The 20,852-nt window shown below is 71.8% G+C and carries 20 protein-coding genes and 1 tRNA gene; 13 read left to right on the forward strand and 8 right to left on the reverse strand.

The annotated features are described in order from the left end of the window. From CITRI_RS19560 to CITRI_RS0102450, 4 genes are all read left to right on the forward strand, one after another. A partial coding sequence (locus CITRI_RS19560; RefSeq protein WP_010142985.1) for a hypothetical protein occupies nt 1-688 on the forward strand: 688 nt, incomplete at its 5' end. Nucleotides 689-991: 303 nt separating this feature from the next. Beyond that, the gene (locus tag CITRI_RS20555; RefSeq protein WP_029138978.1) at nt 992-1,225 is read left to right on the forward strand and encodes a DUF6480 family protein; all 234 of its coding nucleotides are present in this window, start codon (nt 992-994) and stop codon (nt 1,223-1,225) included. 84 nt (nt 1,226-1,309) lie between these two features. Continuing rightward, complete coding sequence (locus tag CITRI_RS0102445) at nt 1,310-3,436, forward strand: NHL domain-containing thioredoxin family protein (RefSeq protein WP_010142987.1); 2,127 nt, start codon at nt 1,310-1,312, stop codon at nt 3,434-3,436. A 43-nt stretch (nt 3,437-3,479) separates the two neighbouring features. Then, the gene (locus CITRI_RS0102450) at nt 3,480-3,956 is read left to right on the forward strand and encodes a flavodoxin domain-containing protein (RefSeq protein WP_010142988.1); all 477 of its coding nucleotides are present in this window, start codon (nt 3,480-3,482) and stop codon (nt 3,954-3,956) included. Between the two features lie 18 nt (nt 3,957-3,974). Here the strand turns inward: CITRI_RS0102450 and CITRI_RS0102455 are convergent, their stop codons facing one another. Both CITRI_RS0102455 and CITRI_RS0102460 read right to left on the reverse strand, forming a co-directional pair. Continuing rightward, the gene (locus CITRI_RS0102455; RefSeq protein ID WP_010142989.1) at nt 3,975-5,132 is read right to left on the reverse strand and encodes a hypothetical protein; all 1,158 of its coding nucleotides are present in this window, start codon (nt 5,130-5,132) and stop codon (nt 3,975-3,977) included. 4 nt (nt 5,133-5,136) lie between these two features. Then, nucleotides 5,137-6,924, reverse strand: coding sequence for a helicase HerA-like domain-containing protein (locus CITRI_RS0102460; protein ID WP_010142990.1), 1,788 nt, complete (start codon nt 6,922-6,924; stop codon nt 5,137-5,139). Nucleotides 6,925-7,042: 118 nt separating this feature from the next. Here CITRI_RS0102460 and CITRI_RS15985 point away from each other — a divergent pair, with 118 nt between their 5' ends. Beyond that, nucleotides 7,043-7,279 (forward strand): hypothetical protein, encoded by a 237-nt coding sequence (locus CITRI_RS15985; protein WP_010142991.1) that lies wholly within the window; start codon nt 7,043-7,045, stop codon nt 7,277-7,279. Between the two features lie 7 nt (nt 7,280-7,286). Here the strand turns inward: CITRI_RS15985 and CITRI_RS0102470 are convergent, their stop codons facing one another. From CITRI_RS0102470 to CITRI_RS0102485, 4 genes are all read right to left on the reverse strand, one after another. Continuing rightward, nucleotides 7,287-8,294, reverse strand: a complete 1,008-nt coding sequence (locus tag CITRI_RS0102470) for an AEC family transporter (RefSeq protein WP_010142992.1) — start codon at nt 8,292-8,294, stop codon at nt 7,287-7,289. Between the two features lie 59 nt (nt 8,295-8,353). Next, nucleotides 8,354-8,424: transfer RNA gene (locus CITRI_RS0102475), tRNA-Gly, on the reverse strand. 137 nt (nt 8,425-8,561) lie between these two features. Continuing rightward, nucleotides 8,562-9,863: a cation:proton antiporter gene (locus CITRI_RS0102480; RefSeq protein ID WP_010142993.1), complete on the reverse strand. Its 1,302-nt coding sequence runs from the start codon at nt 9,861-9,863 to the stop codon at nt 8,562-8,564. A 12-nt stretch (nt 9,864-9,875) separates the two neighbouring features. After that, nucleotides 9,876-10,355, reverse strand: coding sequence for a cation:proton antiporter regulatory subunit (locus CITRI_RS0102485; RefSeq protein WP_010142994.1), 480 nt, complete (start codon nt 10,353-10,355; stop codon nt 9,876-9,878). A gap of 59 nt (nt 10,356-10,414) precedes the next feature. Between CITRI_RS0102485 and dcd the strand changes: the two genes are divergently transcribed. The 8 genes from dcd (at nt 10,415) to mnhG (ending at nt 19,817) form a co-directional block, all read left to right on the forward strand. Then, nucleotides 10,415-10,996 carry a dCTP deaminase gene (dcd, locus tag CITRI_RS0102490; protein ID WP_010142995.1) on the forward strand — a complete coding sequence of 194 codons (582 nt, stop codon included), beginning with the start codon at nt 10,415-10,417 and terminating at the stop codon, nt 10,994-10,996. A gap of 184 nt (nt 10,997-11,180) precedes the next feature. After that, nucleotides 11,181-12,548: an MFS transporter gene (locus CITRI_RS0102495; RefSeq protein ID WP_010142996.1), complete on the forward strand. Its 1,368-nt coding sequence runs from the start codon at nt 11,181-11,183 to the stop codon at nt 12,546-12,548. A 204-nt stretch (nt 12,549-12,752) separates the two neighbouring features. Further along, complete coding sequence (locus CITRI_RS0102500) at nt 12,753-15,953, forward strand: Na+/H+ antiporter subunit A (protein ID WP_010142997.1); 3,201 nt, start codon at nt 12,753-12,755, stop codon at nt 15,951-15,953. Then, nucleotides 15,950-16,687, forward strand: coding sequence for a Na(+)/H(+) antiporter subunit C (locus CITRI_RS20560; protein ID WP_010142998.1), 738 nt, complete (start codon nt 15,950-15,952; stop codon nt 16,685-16,687). The genes CITRI_RS0102500 and CITRI_RS20560 overlap by 4 nt, the downstream gene beginning before the upstream one ends. Then, entirely contained in the window at nt 16,687-18,516 is a 1,830-nt protein-coding gene (locus tag CITRI_RS0102510) for a Na+/H+ antiporter subunit D (protein ID WP_010142999.1), read from the forward strand. The genes CITRI_RS20560 and CITRI_RS0102510 overlap by 1 nt, the downstream gene beginning before the upstream one ends. Before the next feature lie 2 nt (nt 18,517-18,518). Next, entirely contained in the window at nt 18,519-19,106 is a 588-nt protein-coding gene (locus CITRI_RS0102515; protein ID WP_141565913.1) for a Na+/H+ antiporter subunit E, read from the forward strand. Then, nucleotides 19,103-19,390 (forward strand): monovalent cation/H+ antiporter complex subunit F, encoded by a 288-nt coding sequence (locus tag CITRI_RS0102520; protein WP_010143001.1) that lies wholly within the window; start codon nt 19,103-19,105, stop codon nt 19,388-19,390. Before CITRI_RS0102515 ends, CITRI_RS0102520 begins: the two co-directional genes overlap by 4 nt. Beyond that, on the forward strand, nt 19,383-19,817 hold the full coding sequence (mnhG, locus tag CITRI_RS15995) for a monovalent cation/H(+) antiporter subunit G (RefSeq protein ID WP_010143002.1): 435 nt from the start codon (nt 19,383-19,385) through the stop codon (nt 19,815-19,817). The genes CITRI_RS0102520 and mnhG overlap by 8 nt, the downstream gene beginning before the upstream one ends. A 110-nt stretch (nt 19,818-19,927) precedes the next feature. On the opposite strand, the gene CITRI_RS0102530 is transcribed toward mnhG, so the two are convergent. After that, the gene (locus CITRI_RS0102530) at nt 19,928-20,215 is read right to left on the reverse strand and encodes a DUF4235 domain-containing protein (RefSeq protein WP_010143004.1); all 288 of its coding nucleotides are present in this window, start codon (nt 20,213-20,215) and stop codon (nt 19,928-19,930) included. 37 nt (nt 20,216-20,252) lie between these two features. Further along, a complete protein-coding gene (locus tag CITRI_RS0102535) occupies nt 20,253-20,813 on the reverse strand; it encodes a MarR family winged helix-turn-helix transcriptional regulator (protein WP_237708969.1) in 561 nt (186 codons plus the stop codon). Between the last annotated feature and the right edge of the window lie 39 nt (nt 20,814-20,852).

Raw genomic sequence — 20,852 nt, forward strand, 5'->3', positions numbered from 1 at the left:
GCCGTCGTCGGGCACGGCCTCCGCCGCCCCCACGGACGCGGAGGCCACCGCGCAGGCCTCCGACGCGCGGGCCGACCAGCGGGCCGTGGGCGCGGCGGCCGAGCGCGCGGCCAGCTTCGGGTTCACCCAACAGGTCTCCGCCACCGACGCCGAGATCCAGCGGACCCGCGAGGAGTCCCGGTTGCGCCAGACGAACACCTCGGGGACCACGGTGGAACCGGCCGGGTGCAAGGCACCGCTCACGGCGGTCGACTGGTCGCCGATCCTGCTGCCCGGTGCGGACGCCGCCCGCCTGGACTTCGGCTCGGAGGGCTTCACCGGCACCGGCAGCGTGGAGGTCGCCTCACTCGAGGACCCGGAGGTGCTGGAGCGGCACCTGGCCAACGTCGAGCGGCTCGTGGCGGACTGCCCCGACCTGACGATGACCGTGACGGACGAGAACCTGCAGAAGAGCACCTTCGACGTCACGGCCCGGGCCTCCCGGTCCGACGGCGCGGACGTCGACTCGGGGCTGGTGTGGACCCGGACCCCGGCCGGCGGGGGAGCGGAGACCACCGCCCAGGTGCTGATCGGCCGGGCCGGGGACCACGTGGTCATGGTCTCCTTCATCGGGCAGCCCGAGGTGGCCGGCGAGGAGTTCACCACCATCGGCGAACAGGTCCTGGCCGCCGCCGTCGGATCGCTGTGACGCGTTCCGGCACCGTCAGGCACGGGATCCGACGAGGCGAGTCACGGCGGTGCGCCGGACCGCCCGGCCGGACCGTCCCGGCCGGGTGGGGGTTCACGGGCGGCCGGGTTGCTGACAGGATGGCGGGACCGACGTCCGGACGTCCCACCGCACGCAGGTCCTGACGGGCTGAGACCCGGAGGGTGGTGTGCCGGACAGGGCATCGGCATGACCGGACGACCCGACGCACGCGAGGAGACGACGATGGCCCACGGTGGACAGCCCCAGCCCGACGACAGCTTCCGGGACACCGAGACGAGCGAACTGGACCGGCACGGAACCCACCAGCCGGAGCGGGGCGTCACCGACGCCGGCAACCAGCCCGGCACCGGTGACGAACAGGACTGGGAGCCGACGTCGGAGGAGCAGTCCCGCTCGACGAACCCCGACCCGGCGGAGGGCAATGTCACCGGGCTGGAGCCCGGCGGCGGCGTCCCGGCCGGTGAGACCCCGCCCGCCGACGACCAGATGAGCCGCGACCAGGGCCACGAGGAGTAAACGGAGCCGGGTCGATTACGCCCGTGGCGTTGTGTGACTTCACCGGCTGGAACCGCCCGTCGGCTCTCGGCGACAATGGAGCCCATGAGCAGCCCTGAAGACCAGCCGGTCAGCACTCCAGCCACCGCCACCGCCGCGACGGCCACGGCCCCCGCACCGCGTGCGACCTCGCGCGTGCGGGCCTCCGAGCTGCACGGGCGCAGCTGGCTGAACACCGGCGGGAACCCGCTCGACCTGGCGGCCCTGCGGGGCAAGATCGTCATCCTGGACTTCTGGTCCTTCTGCTGCATCAACTGCCTGCACGTGCTGGACGAACTGCGTCCGCTCGAGGCCGAGTACCGGGACGTGCTCGTCACCGTGGGCGTCCACTCGCCCAAGTTCGACCACGAGGCGGACCCGGAGGCGCTCGCCGCCGCCGTGGAGCGCTACGACGTCCAGCACCCCGTCCTGGACGACCCGGCCCTGACCACGTGGCAGGCCTACTCCGCGCGTGCCTGGCCGACGCTCGTCGTGGTGGACCCGGAGGGATACATCGCCGCCCACCTGTCCGGTGAGGGTCACGTCGCGGGACTGACCTCGCTCGTCGAGGAACTCGTCGCCGAGCACGAGGCCAAGGGAACCCTGCACCGCGGCAACGGCCCCTACGTCCCGCCGGAGCCCGTGGCCCGGGACCTCAAGTTCCCCGGCAAGGCCATCGCCCTGGGCGCCCGTGGCGCGCAGGCGGGCACCTTCCTGGTGGCGGACACCGGCCACCACCGGTTGGTGGAACTGGCCGACGACCTGACGACCGTGGTGCGCACCATCGGCGGCATCGGCGAACCGGGCGCGGACGGCGGCGCCGACCCGGCCACCGTGCCCGGCGCCAAGGGCCTGGCCGACGGCGGCCCGGACGCCGCCCTGTTCAACGAGCCGCAGGGCCTGACCCTGCTGCCCCAGGACGTGGCGGACGCGGTCGGCTACGACGTCGTCGTCGCCGACTCCGTGAACCACCGGTTGCGCGGCGTGCGCCTGGCCGACGGGACCGTGCGGACCGTGGCCGGCAACGGCGTGCAGCGGCTGATCGACCCCGAACGGGCCCGCGAGGCGGCCGACCCCGACACGGAGGCGACCCTCTCCCTGGCACCCTTCGGCACCGACCCGCTGCGCACCTCGCTGTCCAGCCCCTGGGACGTGCTGTGGTCCACGGCGGAGGACACCCTCGTGGTGGCGATGGCCGGCACCCACCAGCTGTTCAGCTTCGACCCGCGCACCGGGGACCTGGCCGTCTACGCCGGCACCGGGCTGGAGGGACTGGAGGACGGGGATCCCACCGTGGCCTGGTTCGCCCAGTCCTCCGGGCTCGCCGAGTCCGCGGACGGCACGATCTGGGTGGCCGACTCCGAGTCCTCCGCCCTGCGCCGGATCAGCCCGGCCGACCCCGCCGCGGCGGACGGTGCGCTGAGCCGTCGGGTGAGCTCCGCCGTCGGGACCGGACTGTTCGACTTCGGCTTCCGCGACGGCGCGGCCGACCAGGCCCGTTTCCAGCACCCGCTGGGCGTGGCCGCCCTGCCGGACGGCTCCGTGCTCGTGGCCGACACCTACAACGGCGCGATCCGCCGGTACGCGCCGGCCGGCGTCGCTCCGGACGGACGCCCGACCGAGGCGAGCGTGTCCACCCTGGCCCGCGGGCTGAAGGAGCCCTCGGACATCCTGGTGGAGCCGGACGCCGAGGGGAACGCCGCCTCCATCGTGGTGGTGGAGACCAACGCGCACCAGCTGGTCCGGCTGTCCGTGCCGGAGGAGTACCTGCAGGTCGACGAGGGCGCGCTGCAGACCCATCGCCCCCGCACCGCGGTGGCCGCCGGTGAGCTGGAGCTGACCGTGGCCTTCGAGGCTCCGACCGGGCAGAAGCTCGACGACCGCTGGGGCGACCCCACGCAGCTGAAGATCTCCTCCTCCCCGGAGGAACTGCTGCTGGACGGCGAGGGCACCTCGACCGGGCTGGTCCGCACGCTGCGCATCAACCCGGACATCGCCGAGGGCGTCCTGCACATCACCGCCCGGGCCGCGTCCTGCGACGGCGAGAAGGGCCAGCCGATCCCGGACCACGCCGCCTGCCACCTGTACCAGCAGGACTGGGGGATCCCGGTCACGGTGCACGCGGACCCGGCCGGTGACGGGGACGTCGTCCCGGAGACCCGGCTGGACCTGGACCTGCGCGGGATACACTGACAACGCCCACCGCACCCGAGAGACCCGAAGGCGGCCGTATCCCATGACCACCCTGGTTGTTGCCTCGTCCAAGCACGGTTCGACCCGAGAGATCGGTGAACGCATCGCCGCGGTCCTGCATGCCAACAAGGGCGTGACCACGGTCGTCGAGGACCCGCAGGGCGCGCCGCAGTGGCTGGCCTCCGTGAACGCCGTGGTGGTCGCGCTGCCGATCTATGCCGGGTCCCTGGAGAAGGCGGGCAAGGCCTTCCTGGACACCCACCGGGCCGAGCTGGCGAACAAGCCGCTGTTCATCCTGGCCTCGGGTGCCGGCCCCGAGTTCGACGACGGTCTGCGCACCACCCTGGAGGCCTACGGCCCGAAGGAGGTCGGGTACTTCCGCGGGGCGCTCTACGAGGAGAAACTCAGCTGGTTCGAGAAGCTGATGATCAGGCTCGCCAAGGGCCAGTACGGCGACTTCCGGGACTGGCAGGGGATCGAGGCCTGGGGCAAGTCCCTGGCCACCCGCGGCGCCAGCTGAGCCTGCGGCCGGGCGGGCTCAGGGAGCCTGGGGCGCGTAGCGCACCGACTCCGGGCCGACCTGCAGGTCGGCCTCGAGCACGACCGGCTCCGCGTGCTCCACGCGGCGACGCTCGCCGGTGACCAGGTCGATCTCCTCGAGGGTCAGCCGCGCCTCGGTGCGGACCGGGGCGGCCACCGTCACGTCGGCTTCCCCGGGTGCGCCTTCGCCGCCCTCGTCGTCGGCGGGCAGGGGCTCGATCTCCACTGTCGGGTCCGGGGAGACGGACCAGCTGATGGTGTCCGGCGGGATCCGGTTCAGCGTGTCGTAGCCCATGGGGCAGCCCGCCGGGTGGAGGACCTGCTGTTCCGTGCACTCGGACAGGTACTCGTCGACCTGCCGGTTCGCCTCCGCGGCCACCGCCTCCGTGTATCGCAGGGTCAGGGTCAGGGGGAGCGGTGCCGACGGATCGGCCCCGTCCACGACCGTCCGCACCGGGCCCGCCTCCAGGTAGGTGCTCGTGGCTGCGCCGCTCACCGCCGCCGGCGGCAGGACCGCGAAGTCCTGGACCGGGGACGACTCACCCGTCAGGGTGACCTCCTCGCCGTTCACCGTCCCCGCCAGGTGCTGCCCGGCGGCCTCTGCGGGCCACACCCCCGGGGCCACCCGGACCGTGGACAGGGCCACTGGTGCCATCCGCCAGCGGTCGAAGAACAGCCAGTCGCGCCCCTCGTGCTCCACGGCGAACGTGGTGGCGTGGTCCTCGCCGTCCACGCGGTAGCCGACCTCCACCTCGACGCCGTTCCCGGTCTCCGCGCCCCGGGAGACGGTGACGTCCTCCAGCGCGGCGAAGCCGGCGGCCAGCGGCCCACCGTCCAGCAGCGTGGTGGCCGTCCCCGGGGGTGGGCCGGGGGTATCGGAATCACCGGTGCCGGAATCCGCAGTGCCGGAATCCCCGGTGCCGGAGCCCTCCGCGCCGGTGCCCGTGCCGCCGGCCAATCCGAGCGCCGCGGCACCGTCCCCAGCGGCCAGCGCCTCGAGGTAGCGCTCGACCTGGGCCTCGGGGGAGTAGACCGTCGCGTTGACCGTCCCGATCGCCACGCCCCCGGCCACCAGGGCCAGGGCGGCGGCCCCGCCCCACAGGGCCAGGGTGCGGCCGGGCCGGCCGGTGCCGTGTTGCTGTCCGCGTGCGTCCACCCGCTCAGCCAAACAGGCCCCCACGGCGGCGGCCGCGCCGCTTGGTGCCGAAGACCGAGCGCACCACGGAGCGGCCGAAGGCGGTGGCGGCGGTGCGCGCGATGTCCTCGACGACCTCGGCCATCGGGTTCTCCTCCCGGCGGGACCGGGCCGGGGCCGGCTCGCGTCGCGGGGGCGGGGTCGGTGCGCGCCGCGGGGCCGGCTCATCCCGCGGGGCCTCGACCGGACCGGACGAGGGCACCGGGTGGCCGAGGATCTCGGCCTCGATGCGCCGCGCCTCGGCGTCGATGTCCGCCTGTGACTGGCCCGCACCGGGGGTGTGCGAGCCCACGGACCCGCCCGTCGGCACGGGGCGGGCCGCGTCGGCGTCGGGCTCCGCGGTCGCGGACCCGGTGAGGCGCTCGAACGCCGAGACCCGGTCCTGGTCCTGGCCGTAGGCCTCGAGCAGGGCGGAGGCGGCCACCGCCGCGTCGAGGACCTCCGGCGTGGAGGGGCCGATGACCGAGGTGGGGGACCACATCCGGGTCAGGGCGACCGGGGTCGGTGCGCCGTCCTCGTCCATCACGGTGACCACGGCCTCACCGGTGCCGGCGGAGGTGAGGACCTCCTCGAGGTCGTACTCGGTGTGCGGGAACGTCTGCACGGCCTGCCGCAGGGCCCTGGCGTCCTTCGGGGTGAAGGCGCGCAGCGCGTGCTGGACCCGGTTGGCGAGCTGGCCGAGCACCTCCTCGGGGACGTCCTGCGGGGACTGGGTCACGAAGAAGATGCCCACGCCCTTGGACCGGATCAGCCGGACGGTCGTCGTGATCGCGTCGAGGAAGGCGTCCGAGGCGTCGTCGAAGACCAGGTGGGCCTCGTCGAGGAAGAACACCAGCTTCGGCCGGTCGGTGTCCCCGACCTCCGGCAGTTCCGCGAAGAGGTCCGCGAGCAGCCAGACCATGAAGGTGGAGAACACCCGGGGCCGCTGCTGAAGGCTGGGCAGTTCCAGGCAGGAGATGACGCCGCGGCTGTCGGGGGCCCGGCGCAACAGCTCGGCGGTCTCGAACTCGGGGACGCCGAAGAAGGCGTCCATCCCGCCGGCCGCCAGCGCCGTGACCTCGCGCAGGATGACATTGGCGGTGGACGTGGCCACCCCGCCCAGCCCCCGCAGGTCCTCCTTGCCCTCCTTGCTGGTCAGGTGCATGACGACCGCACGCAAGTCCTTGAGGTCGTCCAGCGGCAGCTCACGCTCGTCGGCCCAGTGGAACATCAGCTGCAGGCAGGACTCCTGGGTCTCGTTGAGGTCCATGATCCGGGCCAGCAGCAGGGGGCCGAAGGAGTCCACCGTGGCGCGGACCGGGATGCCCGGGCCGTCCCCGCCCAGGGCCAGGAACTCGACCGGGAACGCCGCCGGCTGCCAGGGCATCCCGGTGGCGGCGGTCCGTTCGGCGAGCCTGTCGCTCGGGGTGGCCGCGGTGGCCAGCCCGGACAGGTCACCCTTGACGTCCGCCAGGAACACCGGGACGCCGGCGGCGGAGAGCTGCTCGGCCATAACCTGCAGGGTCACCGTCTTGCCGGTGCCGGTGGCGCCGGCCACCAGCCCGTGCCGGTTCATCATCGCCAGCGGCAGGCGGACCGGGGCATCGGCATGGACCACGTCGTCCACGACGGCGGCCCCCAGGGTGATCGCGTCGCCCTCGGTCCGGTACCCGGCCCGGATGGTCTCCAGGAGCGTGGACGAGGCGCCGGAGGCGGGCCCGGACGGCGTCTGCTGCGAGGACGTCGCCGGCGGAGATGACTGCTGGTCTGTCATGAAAGCATCCTAGGGCGGATGCAGGGGGTGGGCCTCGATAGATTGATCAGGCCGCCTCGACGTCGAGCGGCAGGACCGTGTCCGGCGGAAGCGCGGGGCACCGAGGGAAGCGAGCGCCATGGCCGACAAGCCGTACCAGGTCACCAGTGACAGCACCGGGCTGGGCTTCTGGTTCCGGCTCCGGTGGCGACTGGCGTACATCGCCTCGTCCATCTACGGTTCCGCGGACCGGCAGGCCAGCCTGGATCCGAAACGCGAACTGCGCAAGGAACGGGCGGCACGCCTGATCGCCGCGTACCGGGGCCAGGGGCAGGAGCCGTCAGAGGCGCTCCTGCGGGTCGCCCGGGAGGGCTGACCCCGGGTCAGGCCAGGAGCAGGGCGACGGCGATCATCGCCGGGATCGCCACGATGGTCGTCACCAGCACGGTGTCCTTCGCCATGACCATGCCGGTCTCGTAGCGCGAGGCGGCCACGAAGACGTTCTGGGCCGTGGGCAGGGAACCGAGGACCACCGCGATGAGCAGCGCGTCGCCCTCGAGGCCCATGACCGGACCCGCCAGCAACCAGGCCAGGGCCGGGTGGACGATGAGCTTGATGACGGAGGCCACGGCGACGTCGGCGCGGCGCCCCGCGGCCTTCTCCAGCGGGCGCGAGCCGACCAGGGACATCCCGAACGCCAGGAGCATGGCGGGGATCGACGCGCCCGCGATCAGGCTGACGGATTCAGCGACCGGGCCCGGCAACTGCCAACCGGTGGCCGAGAAGACCAGGCCCAGCGCCGAACCGATGATCATCGGGTTCAGGGCGATGTGCCCGACCTGTCGCCAGAACCTGGCCCACCGGCCGACCGGGCGGATCGGACCGGCCCGGCGGCCGGCGTCGTGGCCCGCCCCGGCGCTCCGGCCGCGGGCCCGGGCCTCCGCCGCGGTGGTGGCGTCCAGGGACGCGACGTAGATGGGCGTGTAGAGCGCGAGCTGGAAGATGAGCACGGGGGCGGCGAGTGCGGCGTCCCCGAGCACGTAGGCGGCGATCGGGATGCCGAGGTTCGCCGAGTTGACCATGGAGGCGCTCAGCGCGCCGATGACGGTCTCGGAGCCGCTCCGGCGGGGGAGCAGCAGGCGGGCCACCAGCAGGTACATGCCCCCGGCGGCCAGCGCGGAGGCACTGGCGACGATCAGCTGGGGGCCCAGGACCGACTGCACGTCGGCGGCGGCGAGGGTGTCGAAGAGCAGGGCCGGGCTGGCCACGAAGAAGGCGGTGCGGGAGAGGACCTGCTGGCCATGGGTGCCCAGGACACCGGTGCGGCCGGTGAGGTATCCGACCAGGATGATCACCCAGACCACGGTGAACCCGGACAGTACCTCGACCATCGGGCGCCCCCTCAATGCCTGACCGGAGGAGGCCCAGTGGCCGCTCTGGACATGAAGAGAGCGGGCGACGGGAATCGAACCCGCGTATCTTGCTTGGGAAGCAAGCGCTCTACCATTGAGCTACGCCCGCAGGACAGGAGCTTACGCGCCCGTCACGTGCTTTTCAGCTTACACGCTCTGGGCCGCGTGGCGTGCCACGTGCGCTCGGCGTGGCGATCGCGGGCCGTCCAGGGTGCTTCGGGGGGGCATGGTCCCCGTGGCCCGCCGTCAGTCCAGGCTCAGTTCGCCGTCCGTCGCCCGCCCGTCCGCCGCCCGCCCGTCCGGTGCCCGCCCGCTCGCCGTCTGCGCACCGGCGGGACGGGACTGCCGACGGGCCGCGGCCCGGCCGATGCCGTCCGCGTAGCGGGTGAGCACCGGTCCGATGACCGCCAGGGACATGACGTAGGCGGTGGCCAGTGCGGACACGTCGGTGGCCATGGCCCCGGAGGTCACGGCCAGGCCGGCGATGACGATCGAGAACTCACCGCGGATGGTCAGGGCGGCCCCGGCGCGCCATCGGCCGGCGGTGCCGATCCCGGCCCGGCGCGCCGCCCAGTAGCCCGTGGCGATCTTGGTCAGCGCCGTGACCAACGCCAGCAGCAGCGCCCAGCCGAGCACCGGGGGCAGGGTGCGCGGATCCGTGTTCATGCCGAACAGCACGAAGAACAGGGCGGCGAACAGGTCCCGCAGGGGTTCCAGGAGGTCCCGGGCCGAGTGCGCGGTGGCCCCCGAGATCGCGATCCCCAGCAGGAAGGCCCCGACGCCGGCCGAGACCTGCAGGGCGCCGGCCAGTCCCGCGACCAGCAACGCCAGGCCGAGCACCTTGAGCAGGAAGGTCTCCTGCTCCGGGGAGGCCACGAAGCGCGAGATCTGCGGTCCGAACCGGAGCCCCACCACCAGGACGATCGCGACCACCAGCAGCGCCACCCCGAGTGCCTGGGCCCCGGCGGCCACGGTGAGCCCGCCGAGCAGGGCGGTCAGCACGGGCAGGTAGACCGCCATGGCGAGGTCCTCGAAGACCAGGATGGACAGGACGACCGGCGTCTCCCGGTTGCCCAGCCGGCCGAGGTCGCCCAGCACCTTGGCGATGATGCCGGAGGACGAGATGTAGGTGATCCCGCCGAGGACGACGGCACCCGCCGCGCCCCAGCCCAGCAGCCAGCCGGCCACGGCGCCGGGCAGGAAGTTCAGGACCAGGTCGACCAGACCCGCCCGCCAGGACGCCCGCATCCCGGTGACCAGTTCCCGGGCCGAGTACTCCAGCCCCAGCATCAGCAGCAGCAGGACCACGCCGATCTCGCTGGCCAGGTGGGTGAACTCGCTGATGTCCTGGAAGGGGACCAGTTCGGAGTCGTGCGTCATGGGGTTCAGGTCGCGGCCGAAGAGGATGCCGCCGTAGCCGATCGCCAGCCCGCCCAGCAGGTACAGCGGCACCGGCGACATCCCGATCCTGGCGGCGAACCGGCCCAGCCCTCCGAGCAGCAGCAGGATGGCGCCGAGCTCGATGAGGGCCAGGGTGGTGGTGTTCACGGGGTCACGGCGTCACAGGGACAGGATCTCGGCGGCCCGGCGCAGGCCCTCGTTGGTGCCCACGATGATCAGCACGTCACCCTCCTCCAGGAGGAACTCCGGGCCCGGTGAGGGATGGGTGGTCCCGGCGCGGATCACCGCCACGATCGAGGCCGCGGTACGGGTGCGCATGCGGGTGACCCCCAGGGGTTCCCCGACGAACGGGGAGTCCGAGGCGAGCACCATCTGCCGGGTGGAGATGCCGGGCACCTCGGCGTGCTCGTCCTCGAGCTGGGCCACGAGCCGGGGAGCGGACAGCAGGGCCCCGAGCGAGGCGGCCTCCTCGTGGGACAGGGGCACCGAGGCCACGCAGGCGTCGGGGTCCTCGAGGGAGGACACGATGAGCTCCGTGTGGCCGTCCCGGTGCGAGACGATGCCGATCCGTCGGCCGTCCCGCAGCTCGATCTCCTTGCGTGATCCGATCCCCGGCAGCGGGGTCTCATACACCGTCATGGGAAGAGGGTATTCCCCGTCCAGGCCCTGACGCACGGCCGGTGCGCTATCGTTGCCCCGTGCTGCTCTCCGACCGCGACATCCGGGCCGAACTCGACTCCGGGCGCATCCAGCTGGACCCCTCCGCCCCGGAGATGGTGCAGCCCTCGAGCATCGACGTGCGCCTGGACCGGTTCTTCCGGCTGTTCGACAACCACAAGTACGCACACATCGATCCCTCCCAGCCCCAGGAGGACCTGACGCGGCTGGTGGAGGTGGACCCGGAGGAGGCCTTCATCCTGCACCCGGGGGAATTCGTGCTGGGCTCAACCTACGAGCAGGTCACCCTGCCCGAGGACATCGCCGCCCGGCTCGAGGGCAAGAGCTCCCTGGGCCGGCTCGGACTGCTGACGCACTCGACCGCCGGGTTCATCGACCCCGGATTCTCCGGCCACGTGACCCTGGAACTGTCGAACATGGCCACCCTGCCGATCAAGCTCTGGCCGGGGTCGAAGATCGGCCAGCTGTGCTTCTTCCGGTTGTCCTCGCCCGCCGAACACGCCTACGGCTCCGGCCCCTACCTCAACCGCTACCAGGGCCAGCGCGGCCCCACGGCCTCGCGGTCCCACCTGAACTACCACCGCACGATCATCGAGCGCTGAGCAGGGAGACCTCCCGCCAGGCGTTCGCGCGGCCCGGCGGGCGGTTCCAGGCATCATGTGCTGGATTCGTCGCCTTCCGGGGCGGCGGGATACCGACGATCCCAGCTCTTGGTCATCTGAGCCGCTCGTGACCCGGGAGCGGGCGTTCACTCCCGTGCTGCCCGCGGCCAGTACGATGCCCCGCATGAGCCACTCCACTCCGCCGGCGTCCGAGCCCACGTCAGCGCCCGGTCCCCAGGCAGCCGCCGCCGACGACGCCGGCCCGCTCGCGCGCCGCCTGAACCGCAAGCACGTGACCGCCTGGGCGCTGTGGGACTGGGGCTCGGCATCGTTCAACGCCGTGATGGTGACCTTCGTGTTCGCCACCTACCTGGCCTCGGACGCCTTCGGCCCGGATGACCGGGGCACCCAGTGGCTGACCTCGGCCAATGCCATCGGCGGGCTGGTCATCGCGCTGACCGCACCCGTGATCGGCCAGCGCTCCGACCGCGGCGGGAGGCGCAAGCTCTGGCTCGGCCTCAACACCGCCGTGGTCATCATCCTGACGGCGCTGTGCTTCCTCGTGCGCCCGGAGGAGTCCTACCTGGTGCTCGGCGTCGTCCTCATCGCCGCCGCCAACGTGGCCTTCGAGTTCGCCGGGGTGAACTACAACGCCATGCTGCTGCAGGTGGCCACGCCCGGGACCATCGGCAAGGTGTCCGGGATCGGCTGGGGCGCCGGTTACGTGGGCGGGATCTTCCTGCTGCTGGTCCTCTACGTCGGCTTCATCGCAGGGGACACCCACTGGTTCGGGATCACGGACGACGACGCGATGAACGTCCGCGTGGTCGCCCTGTTCTCCGCCCTCTGGTTCCTGGTGTTCGCCCTGCCCCTGCTGTTCGGCGTCCCCGAGAACCGGACGGGCGGGCGGGGCGGAAAGGTCAGCGTCCTGGAGTCCTACCGGATCCTGCTGCGCACCGTCACCGGGCTGTGGCGCCGGGACCGCAACACCTTCTGGTTCCTCGTCTCCTCGGCGGTGTTCCGCGACGGCGTGGGCGCGGTGTTCGCCTACGGCGCGATCCTGGGTGTCACGGTCTACGGGGTGGACCCGGCGGACATCCTGATCTTCGGCATCGCCGCCAACATCGTGGCCGCGGCGGGGTCCTTCCTCGGCGGCTGGATCGACGACCGGGTGGGTCCCAAGCGCGTCATCCTGGGGTCCCTGGTCGGGCTGATCGTCTCCGCCACCATCGTCTTCTTCCTCGACGGCACCACCGCATTCTGGATCTTCGGCCTGGCCCTGTGCTTCTTCGTCGGTCCCGTGCAGTCGGCCTCGCGCTCCTTCCTCGGCCGGCTGACCGCGGAGGAGCGGGCCGGGGAGATCTACGGGCTGTACGCCACCACCGGACGGGCGGTGTCCTTCATGGCCCCGGCCCTGATCTCCGTGGCGATCGCCCTGACCGGGGACTCCCGCGCCATGGTGCCGGCCATCCTGCTGGTGCTCGTCCTCGGAATGGTCCTGCTCCTGCGGGTCCGCGACCCGAGGGCCGATGAACGGCTGGGCGCCCGCTGACGCATCCCCGGGACGGGGCCCGCAGGCCCTCGACCGCGTGGCGCGGAACGGTGATGACCAGGGGCGACGCGCCCTGATCCGGTGAGGTGTCGCCCCGGGAGGCACCGCTGCAGGCCTGTCCGGAACGGCCGCCCGGTCAACGCGGTCGGGCGCGCCCGGTAGTATGGGTCAGGACTCCCCGATCGAGATGCTGGAGGCCGCCGCATGCTCACCGTGCTCATTGCACTCTTCGCAGTGGCATTGGTGGCGCCGATCATCTTCCGGTTCGCGGACCGCAACGGCTTCTACGTCCTGGCCGCCGTACCGGCCCTCGGCTTCGTCTGGCTCCTGTTCCAGCTCCCCGAGGTCCTCGCGCTGCAGGACAGCGTCAACTCCGGGGCCTCCCCGCCCTCCGCGGCCGGCACCGGACTGGTCCAGACCTACGCGTGGATCCCCGACCTGGGCATCGAGCTGTCCTTCCGGATGGACGCCCTGGCCGCGTTCATGGGCCTGATCATCCTGGGCGTCGGCGCCCTCGTCCTGGCCTACTGCGCCCGCTACTTCCAGCGCCACGAGGCGCGGAACGCCTCCTTCGGAGCCCAGCTGGTGGCCTTCGCGGGCTCCATGTTCGGGCTGGTCACCACGGATGACCTGATCGTCCTCTACACCTTCTGGGAACTGACTTCCGTCCTGTCATTCCTGCTGATCGGTTACTCGGCCCACCGCATCTTCGCCCGCCGTTCCGCCATCCAGGCTCTCGTGGTCACCACCCTGGGCGGACTGTCCATGCTGGTCGGCCTCGTCATGCTGGGCCAGGCCGCCGGGACCTACCGGCTCTCCGAGATCGTGGCCGCCGGCCCGGAGCTGCTCTCCGGCCCCTACGCCGGGGCGTTCATGGAGTGGGCGATCGTGCTGGTCCTCGTCGGCGCCCTCTCCAAGTCCGCGCAGGTGCCCTTCCACTTCTGGCTGCCCGCCGCCATGGCCGCCCCCACCCCGGTCTCGGCCTACCTGCACGCGGCCGCCATGGTCAAGGCCGGCGTCTACCTCGTGGCGCGGCTGGCGCCGGCCTTCGCGGAGTCCGGCTGGTGGCAGGCGCTCGTGATCGGCGTCGGGCTCTGGACCATGCTGGTCGGCGGCTGGCGGGCCCTGCGCCAGACGGACATCAAGCTCATCCTGGCCTACGGCACGGTGTCCCAGCTCGGTTTCCTCATGGTGGCCAACGGCCTGGGTGACCGTGACGCCGCCATGGCCGGGCTGGCGATGCTCGCGGCCCACGCCCTGTTCAAGGCCCCCTTGTTCATGGTCGTCGGCATCATCGACCACGAGGCGGGAACCCGTGACCTGGCCCGGCTCTCGGGCATCGGCCGCAACCATCCGTGGTTGTTCGGCACGGCCGTGGTCTGCGCCGCCTCGATGGCGGGCATCCCGCCGCTGTTCGGCTTCGTGGCCAAGGAATCGGTCCTGGAATCTCTGACGCACTGGGGTGAGCACGGCGCGGCCGGCGCCGGCCTGTGGGCCTCCGCCTGGGCCTGGACGCCGCTGGTCCTCGTGGCCGTGGGCACGGTGCTGACCGTCGCGTACTCCGCCCGCTTCCTGTGGGGTGCCTTCGCCACCAAGTCCCTGCCCACGGACGAGGGGATCGTCCAGGTGGAGGACACCCGCTTCCACGGTCCGGTCACGGCGGGTGCCCTCGGCCCCTCCGCCCTGCTGGCGCTGGCCTGCGTGGCCGGTGCCTTCATCCCCGGCGCGATGGAGGCCCTGCCGGCCGCGTTCGGCGCGTCGATGGCGCCCCTGGAACCGGGATCCGAACCGGCCTACCTCGCGCTGTGGCACGGCCTCACCCCGGTGCTCGGGCTCTCGGTGGCCGTGATCGTGACGGGCCTCGTCCTGTACGCGGTGAAGGACCCGGTGGCCCGGTTCCAGGCCGCGGTGCCGTCCTGGGTGGACGCCCAGCGCCTCTACCGGGCCTCGCTGGCCGCGCTGGACGACGTGGCCATCTGGGTCACCGGCCGCACCCAGCGCGGTTCGCTGAGCTACTACCTGTTCATCATCCTCTCGGTGGCGCTGCTCGCACCGCTCCTGGCGCTGCTCTTCCCCCAGGAGAACGACGGCGGCACGGGGCTTGCCGAGTCCATCCTCGGTTCGGCGCAATGGACCTGGGCGGACACGATCGCCCAGGTGCTGGTCGGGGCCGCCATGATCGTGGCCACGTTCGCCGCCATCCGGGCCCGGAAGCGTTTCATGGCCGTGCTGCTGATTTCCGTGACCGGATACGGGCTCGCCGCGATCTTCGCGCTGCAGGGCGCCCCGGACCTGGCGCTGACGCAGTTGCTGGTGGAGTCGATCGTCCTGGTGGCCATGGTGCTGGGGCTGCGCATGCTGCCGCCGGGCTGGTACACCCGTCGCCGCTCGGACTTCAAGGTGCCCCGGGCCATCCTCGGCATCGCCTTCGGCGCGGTGATGGTCGCGGTGGCCGTCACTGCCCTGGCCTCCCGCACGGCCGACCGGATCTCCCTGGAGATGCCACGGCTGGCGTACGAGCAGGGTGGTGGCGCGAACATCGTCAACGTCCTGCTGGTGGACATCCGCGCCTGGGACACCTTCGGTGAGATCGCCGTGCTCGCGGCCGCCGCCACCGGTGTGGCCTCGCTGGTGTTCATCCAGCACCGGGACCGCCAGCCGGGGAACCTGCAGGACGTCGCGTCGGGTTCGGTCGGCCGCTACCGGGCGCAGGACGCGCGGGAACGGCAGGAACTGGCGGCGGTCCGCAAGTTCGCCATCGTGGACCAGGACCAGTGGCTGGTGGCCGGGCGAACCGTGGCGCCCGAGCGGCGCTCCATCATCTTCGAGGTGGTCACCCGCCTGATCTTCCACGTCATCATCCTGTTGTCCATCTACCTGCTCCTGGCCGGGCACAACACCCCGGGCGGTGGCTTCGCCGGGGGGCTGATCGCCGGACTGGCGCTGACCATCCGCTACCTGGCCGGTGGCCGGTACGAACTGGAACAGGCCATGCCCATCCCCGCGGGAGTGCTGCTGGGATCCGGGCTGGCCATCGCGGCCCTGACCGGAGCCGTGCCCCTGCTGTTCGGCGGGCAGGTCTTCCAGTCCGCGATCGTCGAATTCGCCCTTCCCGTGATCGGCGACGTCAAGTTCGTCAGTTCCACCGTCTTCGACATTGGCGTGTACCTCGTGGTCGTCGGCCTCGTCATCGACGTCCTGCGGTCGCTCGGCTCCGAGGTGGACCGCCGCTCGGAGGCCGAGGGGACCGCCCAGGCCGAGGCCCAGCAGCGCCGCCGGGAGGCCCGGGCCTCGGCCGAGGCATCCTCCGCGGTCTCGGCCGGCGGCAGCACCTCCGGGGACGGCCGGGCCCCGACCCGCCCCGAGCGCCCCGTCTCACCGGATGCGGGGAGGGTGATCTCGTGAGCGTGAACATCGTCCTGCTCCTCGTCATGGGCGTCATGTACGCCGGCGGTGTCTACCTGCTGCTGGAGCGCACCCTGACCCGGGTGCTGCTGGGCATCCTGCTGATGACCAACGCCACCAATATGCTGATCCTCATCATGTCCGGTGCCCCGGGGGAGGCGCCGCTCGTCGAGGACGGCCTGGATCCCGGGGCGTACACGGACCCACTGCCGCAGGCCCTGACCCTGACCGCGATCGTGATCTCCTTCGCCATCACGGCGTTCATGCTGGGGATGATCTACCGGTCCTGGAAACTGGGCCGGAGGGACGAGGTCCTCGTGGACACCGAGGACGTCAAGGTGGCCGAGCAGCCGTCCTTCGACGCCGAGGACGACGCCGAACTGCTGGAGGAGACCTCCGAGTTCCTCGACGAGGACGAGGACCCGAACGCCGACTACGAGCACGCGACGGCCATCAACCCGTCCACGGGGCCGCTGCCGGTCAAGCCCCAGCGGGACGGCACGGTCCGGGTCCGGCCGACGGTCGGCCGCCGCCGAGTGCAGGAGATGGAGGAGGGCGAACGCCCCGTCGGGTCCAGCGGGCACGACGATCACCTCCCCGATGAGGACGAGCGGGCGGGCAGCCCGCGCTCCCGCCCGCCGCGGTCCACGGAGCACCAGCAGGACAACCGGCAGGACACGCGAGACGGTGACGGTCGGGCCCCCCGGGGCCGCCGACGGAAGGGAGATGGCTGATGGACCAGGGCCTCGTCTCCCTCGCCCCCCTGGCGGTGCTACTGCCGATCCTCGGGGCCGCACTGGCCTTCGTGCTGGTCCGGCGCCCGCGGGCCCAGATCGCGGTCACGGTCACGACCATCACCATCACCCTCATGCTGGAATGCCTGCTGCTGGCAGCCACCTGGGACACCGGCGCGGTCGCTGTCTTCCTCGGGGGGTGGGAGGCCCCGTGGGGCATCACCATGGTGGTGGACCGGTTCTCGGCGCTGATGCTGGTGATCTCCTCGGCCGTCGTGCTCGCCGTCCTCGTCTACGCCTCCGCCCAGGGCGTCACGGACCAGGACCAGGGCGGGCCGGTCTCGATCTTCCACCCCACCTTCCTCATCCTGGTGGCCGGGGTGTCCAACGCGTTCCTCGCGGGGGACCTGTTCAACCTGTACGTCGGCTTCGAGATGCTGCTGACCGCGTCCTACGTGCTGCTCACCCTCGGCGGTACCGGGCCGCGGGTGCGGGCCGGCGTGACCTACGTGGTGGTCTCGGTCATCTCCTCGGTGGTCTTCCTGGCGGCCATCGCCATGATCTACGGTGCAACCGGGACCGTGAACATGGCGGACCTGGCCGGCAAGCTCGCCCAGCTCGACCCGGACGTGCAGATGGTGCTGCACGTGATGCTGCTCGTGGGCTTCGGCATCAAGGCGGCGGTGTTCCCGTTGTCCTTCTGGCTGCCGGACTCCTATCCCACCGCCCCCGCGCCGGTGACCGCGGTGTTCGCGGGGCTGCTCACCAAGGTCGGCGTCTACGCGATCGTGCGGACCGAGACCCTGTTGTTCCCCGGTGACCGGGTGAACGCCGTCCTGCTCTGGATCGCCCTCCTGACGATGATCGTGGGTATCCTCGGGGCCCTCGCGCAGAACGACATCAAGCGCGTGCTCTCCTTCACCCTGGTCTCGCACATCGGCTACATGATCTTCGGGCTGGGGATGTCCAACGTGCTCGGCCTGGGCGCCACCATCTTCTACGTGGTCCACCACATCACGGTGCAGACCTCCCTGTTCCTGGTCACCGGACTGATCGAGCAGCGTGCCGGCACGGCGAACGTGGACCGGCTGGGTGGACTGGCCCGGATCTCCCCGCTCATCGCCATCCTGTTCTTCCTGCCGGCCATGAACCTCGCGGGCATCCCTCCGTTCTCGGGTTTCCTCGGCAAGGTGGGACTCGTCCAGGCCGGTGTGGGGGCGGACAGCATGATGGCCTGGGCCCTGGTCGTCGGCTCGGTGGTCACCTCCCTGCTCACCCTGCTCGTCATGGTCCGGGTGTGGACCCGTGCGTTCTGGCGCCGCGTGGAGGACGTCGAGCACCCGCCCGCCAAGCTCGTGCTGGCCATGGACTCCCACGAGGCCGCGCTGGCGTCCTCGACGGCCACCCGGGAGGCCAGAGACGGGAGGGGCCGTACGGTCCGCGGCCCGACGGTCGGCCTCGTCGCCCCGACCATCGGACTGGTGGCCCTGGGGTTGTCCTTCACCGTGCTGGCCGGGCCGCTGTACGCCTTCGCGGACCGCTCGGCCACGGACATGCTGGCCCGCACCCCCTACATCGAGGCAGTGCTGGGGGAGGAGGCCGCCGCGCAGGCCGCCCTGGACGTCGGCCAGCTCGAGGACCGGGGCATCGTGACGCCCCAAGAAGAGGAGAACTCCGGGCCGGGGACCTTCCAGCCGATCGAGGGTGCGGACAGTGAGGGCGAGGACGCCGGCACCCGCCCGGGCGGCGAGGTCCCGGGTGACCCGGGTGGCGCGCCGCCATCGCAGGACGAGGACACGAGCCCGGGTACGGAAGGGGGCACCCCGTGAGCGTGAGCGATGACCAGCAGGACGGTCCTCCGTTCTGGACGCAGTGGCCCATCCTGCTCGGGCTGACGCTGACCTGGGGCGCGTTGTGGCAGGACTTCTCCCCGGGCGTGCTGCTCGCCGGCGTCCTGTTCTCGGTGCTGATCCTGTGGTTCTACCGGTTGCCCCGGGTGCAGTTCTCGGACCGGTTCAACCTCTGGTACTTCCTGGTCTTCACCGTGCGGTTCCTCGGCCACGTGGTGACGGCCTCGGTCAGCGTGGCCTGGGACGCCATCACCAAGGGCCCGAGCATCGTGAACTCGGTGGTGGCCGTGCAGTTGCGCAGCCATGACGACCTCATCGTCACCCTCACCGGCCATGCCCTCGCCCTGGTCCCCGGCTCGCTGGTCATCGACGTGGACCGGCCCAGCTCCACCCTGTTCCTGCACGTGCTGGACGCGGGGAACGCCGAGGCGGTCGAGGGATTCCGGAACGAGGCACTGGCCACCGAGGCCGCCATCATCCGCGCCATCGGCACGAAGGCCGACCTGGCCCTGGTCAAGGACGACGAGGCCCGACGCGCCACCATGGGTGCGGGGAGGAAGAGCTCATGAGCCTTCTGGACATCGCCGGGTACATCAGCCTGGCCCTGCTGGCCGGGGGCGGCATCGCGGCCATCTACCGGATCGTGGTGGGGCCGTCCATCCTGGACCGCGCCATCGCCACCGACGTGCTGCTGATCGTCATCTCCTCGGCGCTGTGCGTGGAGATGGCCCTGAACCACCACACGGACAACATCGTGTTCGTGGTGGTGGCCTCCGTGATCGGGTTCGTCGGATCGGTGACGCTGTCCCGGTTCGTCGCCGAGCGCAAGAAGGAGCCGGTCGAGCATGCTTGAGTCATGGCCCGAGATCGCCGACGGGATCGCGGCCGTCCTGCTGATCCTGGGGGCCTCCCTGTCCACCGTGGCCGGCATCGGCCTGCTGCGCTTCCCGGACCAGCTCTCCCGGATGCACGCCGGGACCAAGCCCCAGGTGCTGGGCCTGCTGCTGGTCCTGGTGGCCCTGGCCTTCGCGTGGCGGGCGTGGGTCTGGGTCCCCGTGCTGATCCTGGCCTGGGTGCTGCAGATGCTGACCGCACCGGTCTCCGCCCACCTGGTGGGCCGGGCCGGGTACCGGACCAAGCACCTGAAGCGGGAGATGCTCTTCACGGACGAGCTGGCCGACGTCGTGGCCAGCCACGACGACCAGGGCCGGCCGGCGGCCTCCGCGGACCGGCGCACCGTCCCTCAGCCCGATCCCACGGACCATCACGGCCGCGACTGAGCGCCGAGCGGTCTGAGGGACTGGGGCCTGAGGGACTGGGACCAGGCCGGCCGGGAGCGCGGCTGCGCGAGGCGCAGGACCCGCCGTCCCGGCCGGCCTGGTCGACCGGATCAGACCTCCGCGCGGCCGGCCTTCACGGACTTCGCGGACCGGGCCTGCATCCGCTCCATGGCCTCGTTGGCCCCGCGCTGGGAGGTGACCCGGATCAGGGCGGCGATGCCCGCGGCGATCGTGGCGAAGGCGATGGCCTCCCACATGTTGTTGTCCGTGTCCTCGAGGTCCTTGGGGGCATCGTGGCCGGTGACCTTCTTCCAGCCGAACTCGACGACCTTGGTGCCGATGAGGCCGCCGGCGATCGTGACGCCGGTGGTGATGAGCTTGCTCACGAGGGTGTTCATGCGGGGTACCTCCGAAGACGATGGGCGTTTTCCGGGTTCAGCCTATCGGCTCGTCGGACCCGTCAGGCGGCGGGGGCGCCGCCGTCAGCGGGCCCGCGTCCTCCAGGGTGTCCTCGGCGCTGAGGCACTCCGCCATCTCCTCCAGGAACCGGGCCACGTCAGGTCGCGACGCCTCCGGGACGGCCTGGGCCACCTCCATCATGCGCCGGTGCATGCGCGACAGCCGCGCCCGGACCTCGGCGTGGGCGTGGTCGGTGGCCACGACGACCACGGAACGCCGGTCCCGAGGATGGGGTTCCCGGCGCAGGTGGCCGGACCGGCCCAGCCGGTCCAGCAGCTTCGTGGTGGAGGCGGTGGAGATGCCCAGGTGGGTGGCCAGCGCGCGGGGCGTGACGGTCTCGCCGGCCCCCTGGCGGGCGATGACGAAGCGCAGGGCGTCCACGTCGGTCGCGTTCATGTCCATGCCCTCGCTCATCCGCCGGCGCATGTCCCGGTCGGCGACCCGGAACCGCCGCAGGGCACGCAGGATCCTCACGGAACTGTCCGGCTCCTCGAACCAGTACCCGCGAGCCCGTTCATCACCCGGTAGATCGACCACGCCCCTGATGGTACGCTCAATTTCACTAGCCAGGCTAGA

Origin of the sequence: Citricoccus sp. CH26A (genome assembly GCF_000224415.1) — a bacterium.
Classification (GTDB): domain Bacteria; phylum Actinomycetota; class Actinomycetes; order Actinomycetales; family Micrococcaceae; genus Citricoccus.

Excerpts from the sequence above, each read along its gene's own strand:
- CITRI_RS0102460 (WP_010142990.1), bottom strand. The coding sequence starts at position 6,924 with ATGACAGACCAGCAGTCATCTCCGCCGGCGACGTCCTCGCAGCAGACG.
- CITRI_RS0102450 (WP_010142988.1), top strand. The coding sequence starts at position 3,480 with ATGACCACCCTGGTTGTTGCCTCGTCCAAGCACGGTTCGACCCGAGAG.
- CITRI_RS0102500 (WP_010142997.1), top strand. The coding sequence starts at position 12,753 with ATGCTCACCGTGCTCATTGCACTCTTCGCAGTGGCATTGGTGGCGCCG.
- CITRI_RS0102530 (WP_010143004.1), bottom strand. The coding sequence starts at position 20,215 with ATGAACACCCTCGTGAGCAAGCTCATCACCACCGGCGTCACGATCGCC.
- CITRI_RS15985 (WP_010142991.1), top strand. The coding sequence starts at position 7,043 with ATGGCCGACAAGCCGTACCAGGTCACCAGTGACAGCACCGGGCTGGGC.
- CITRI_RS0102485 (WP_010142994.1), bottom strand. The coding sequence starts at position 10,355 with ATGACGGTGTATGAGACCCCGCTGCCGGGGATCGGATCACGCAAGGAG.
- CITRI_RS0102495 (WP_010142996.1), top strand. The coding sequence starts at position 11,181 with ATGAGCCACTCCACTCCGCCGGCGTCCGAGCCCACGTCAGCGCCCGGT.
- CITRI_RS0102520 (WP_010143001.1), top strand. The coding sequence starts at position 19,103 with ATGAGCCTTCTGGACATCGCCGGGTACATCAGCCTGGCCCTGCTGGCC.
- CITRI_RS0102510 (WP_010142999.1), top strand. The coding sequence starts at position 16,687 with ATGGACCAGGGCCTCGTCTCCCTCGCCCCCCTGGCGGTGCTACTGCCG.
- CITRI_RS0102470 (WP_010142992.1), bottom strand. The coding sequence starts at position 8,294 with ATGGTCGAGGTACTGTCCGGGTTCACCGTGGTCTGGGTGATCATCCTG.
- CITRI_RS0102445 (WP_010142987.1), top strand. The coding sequence starts at position 1,310 with ATGAGCAGCCCTGAAGACCAGCCGGTCAGCACTCCAGCCACCGCCACC.
- mnhG (WP_010143002.1), top strand. The coding sequence starts at position 19,383 with ATGCTTGAGTCATGGCCCGAGATCGCCGACGGGATCGCGGCCGTCCTG.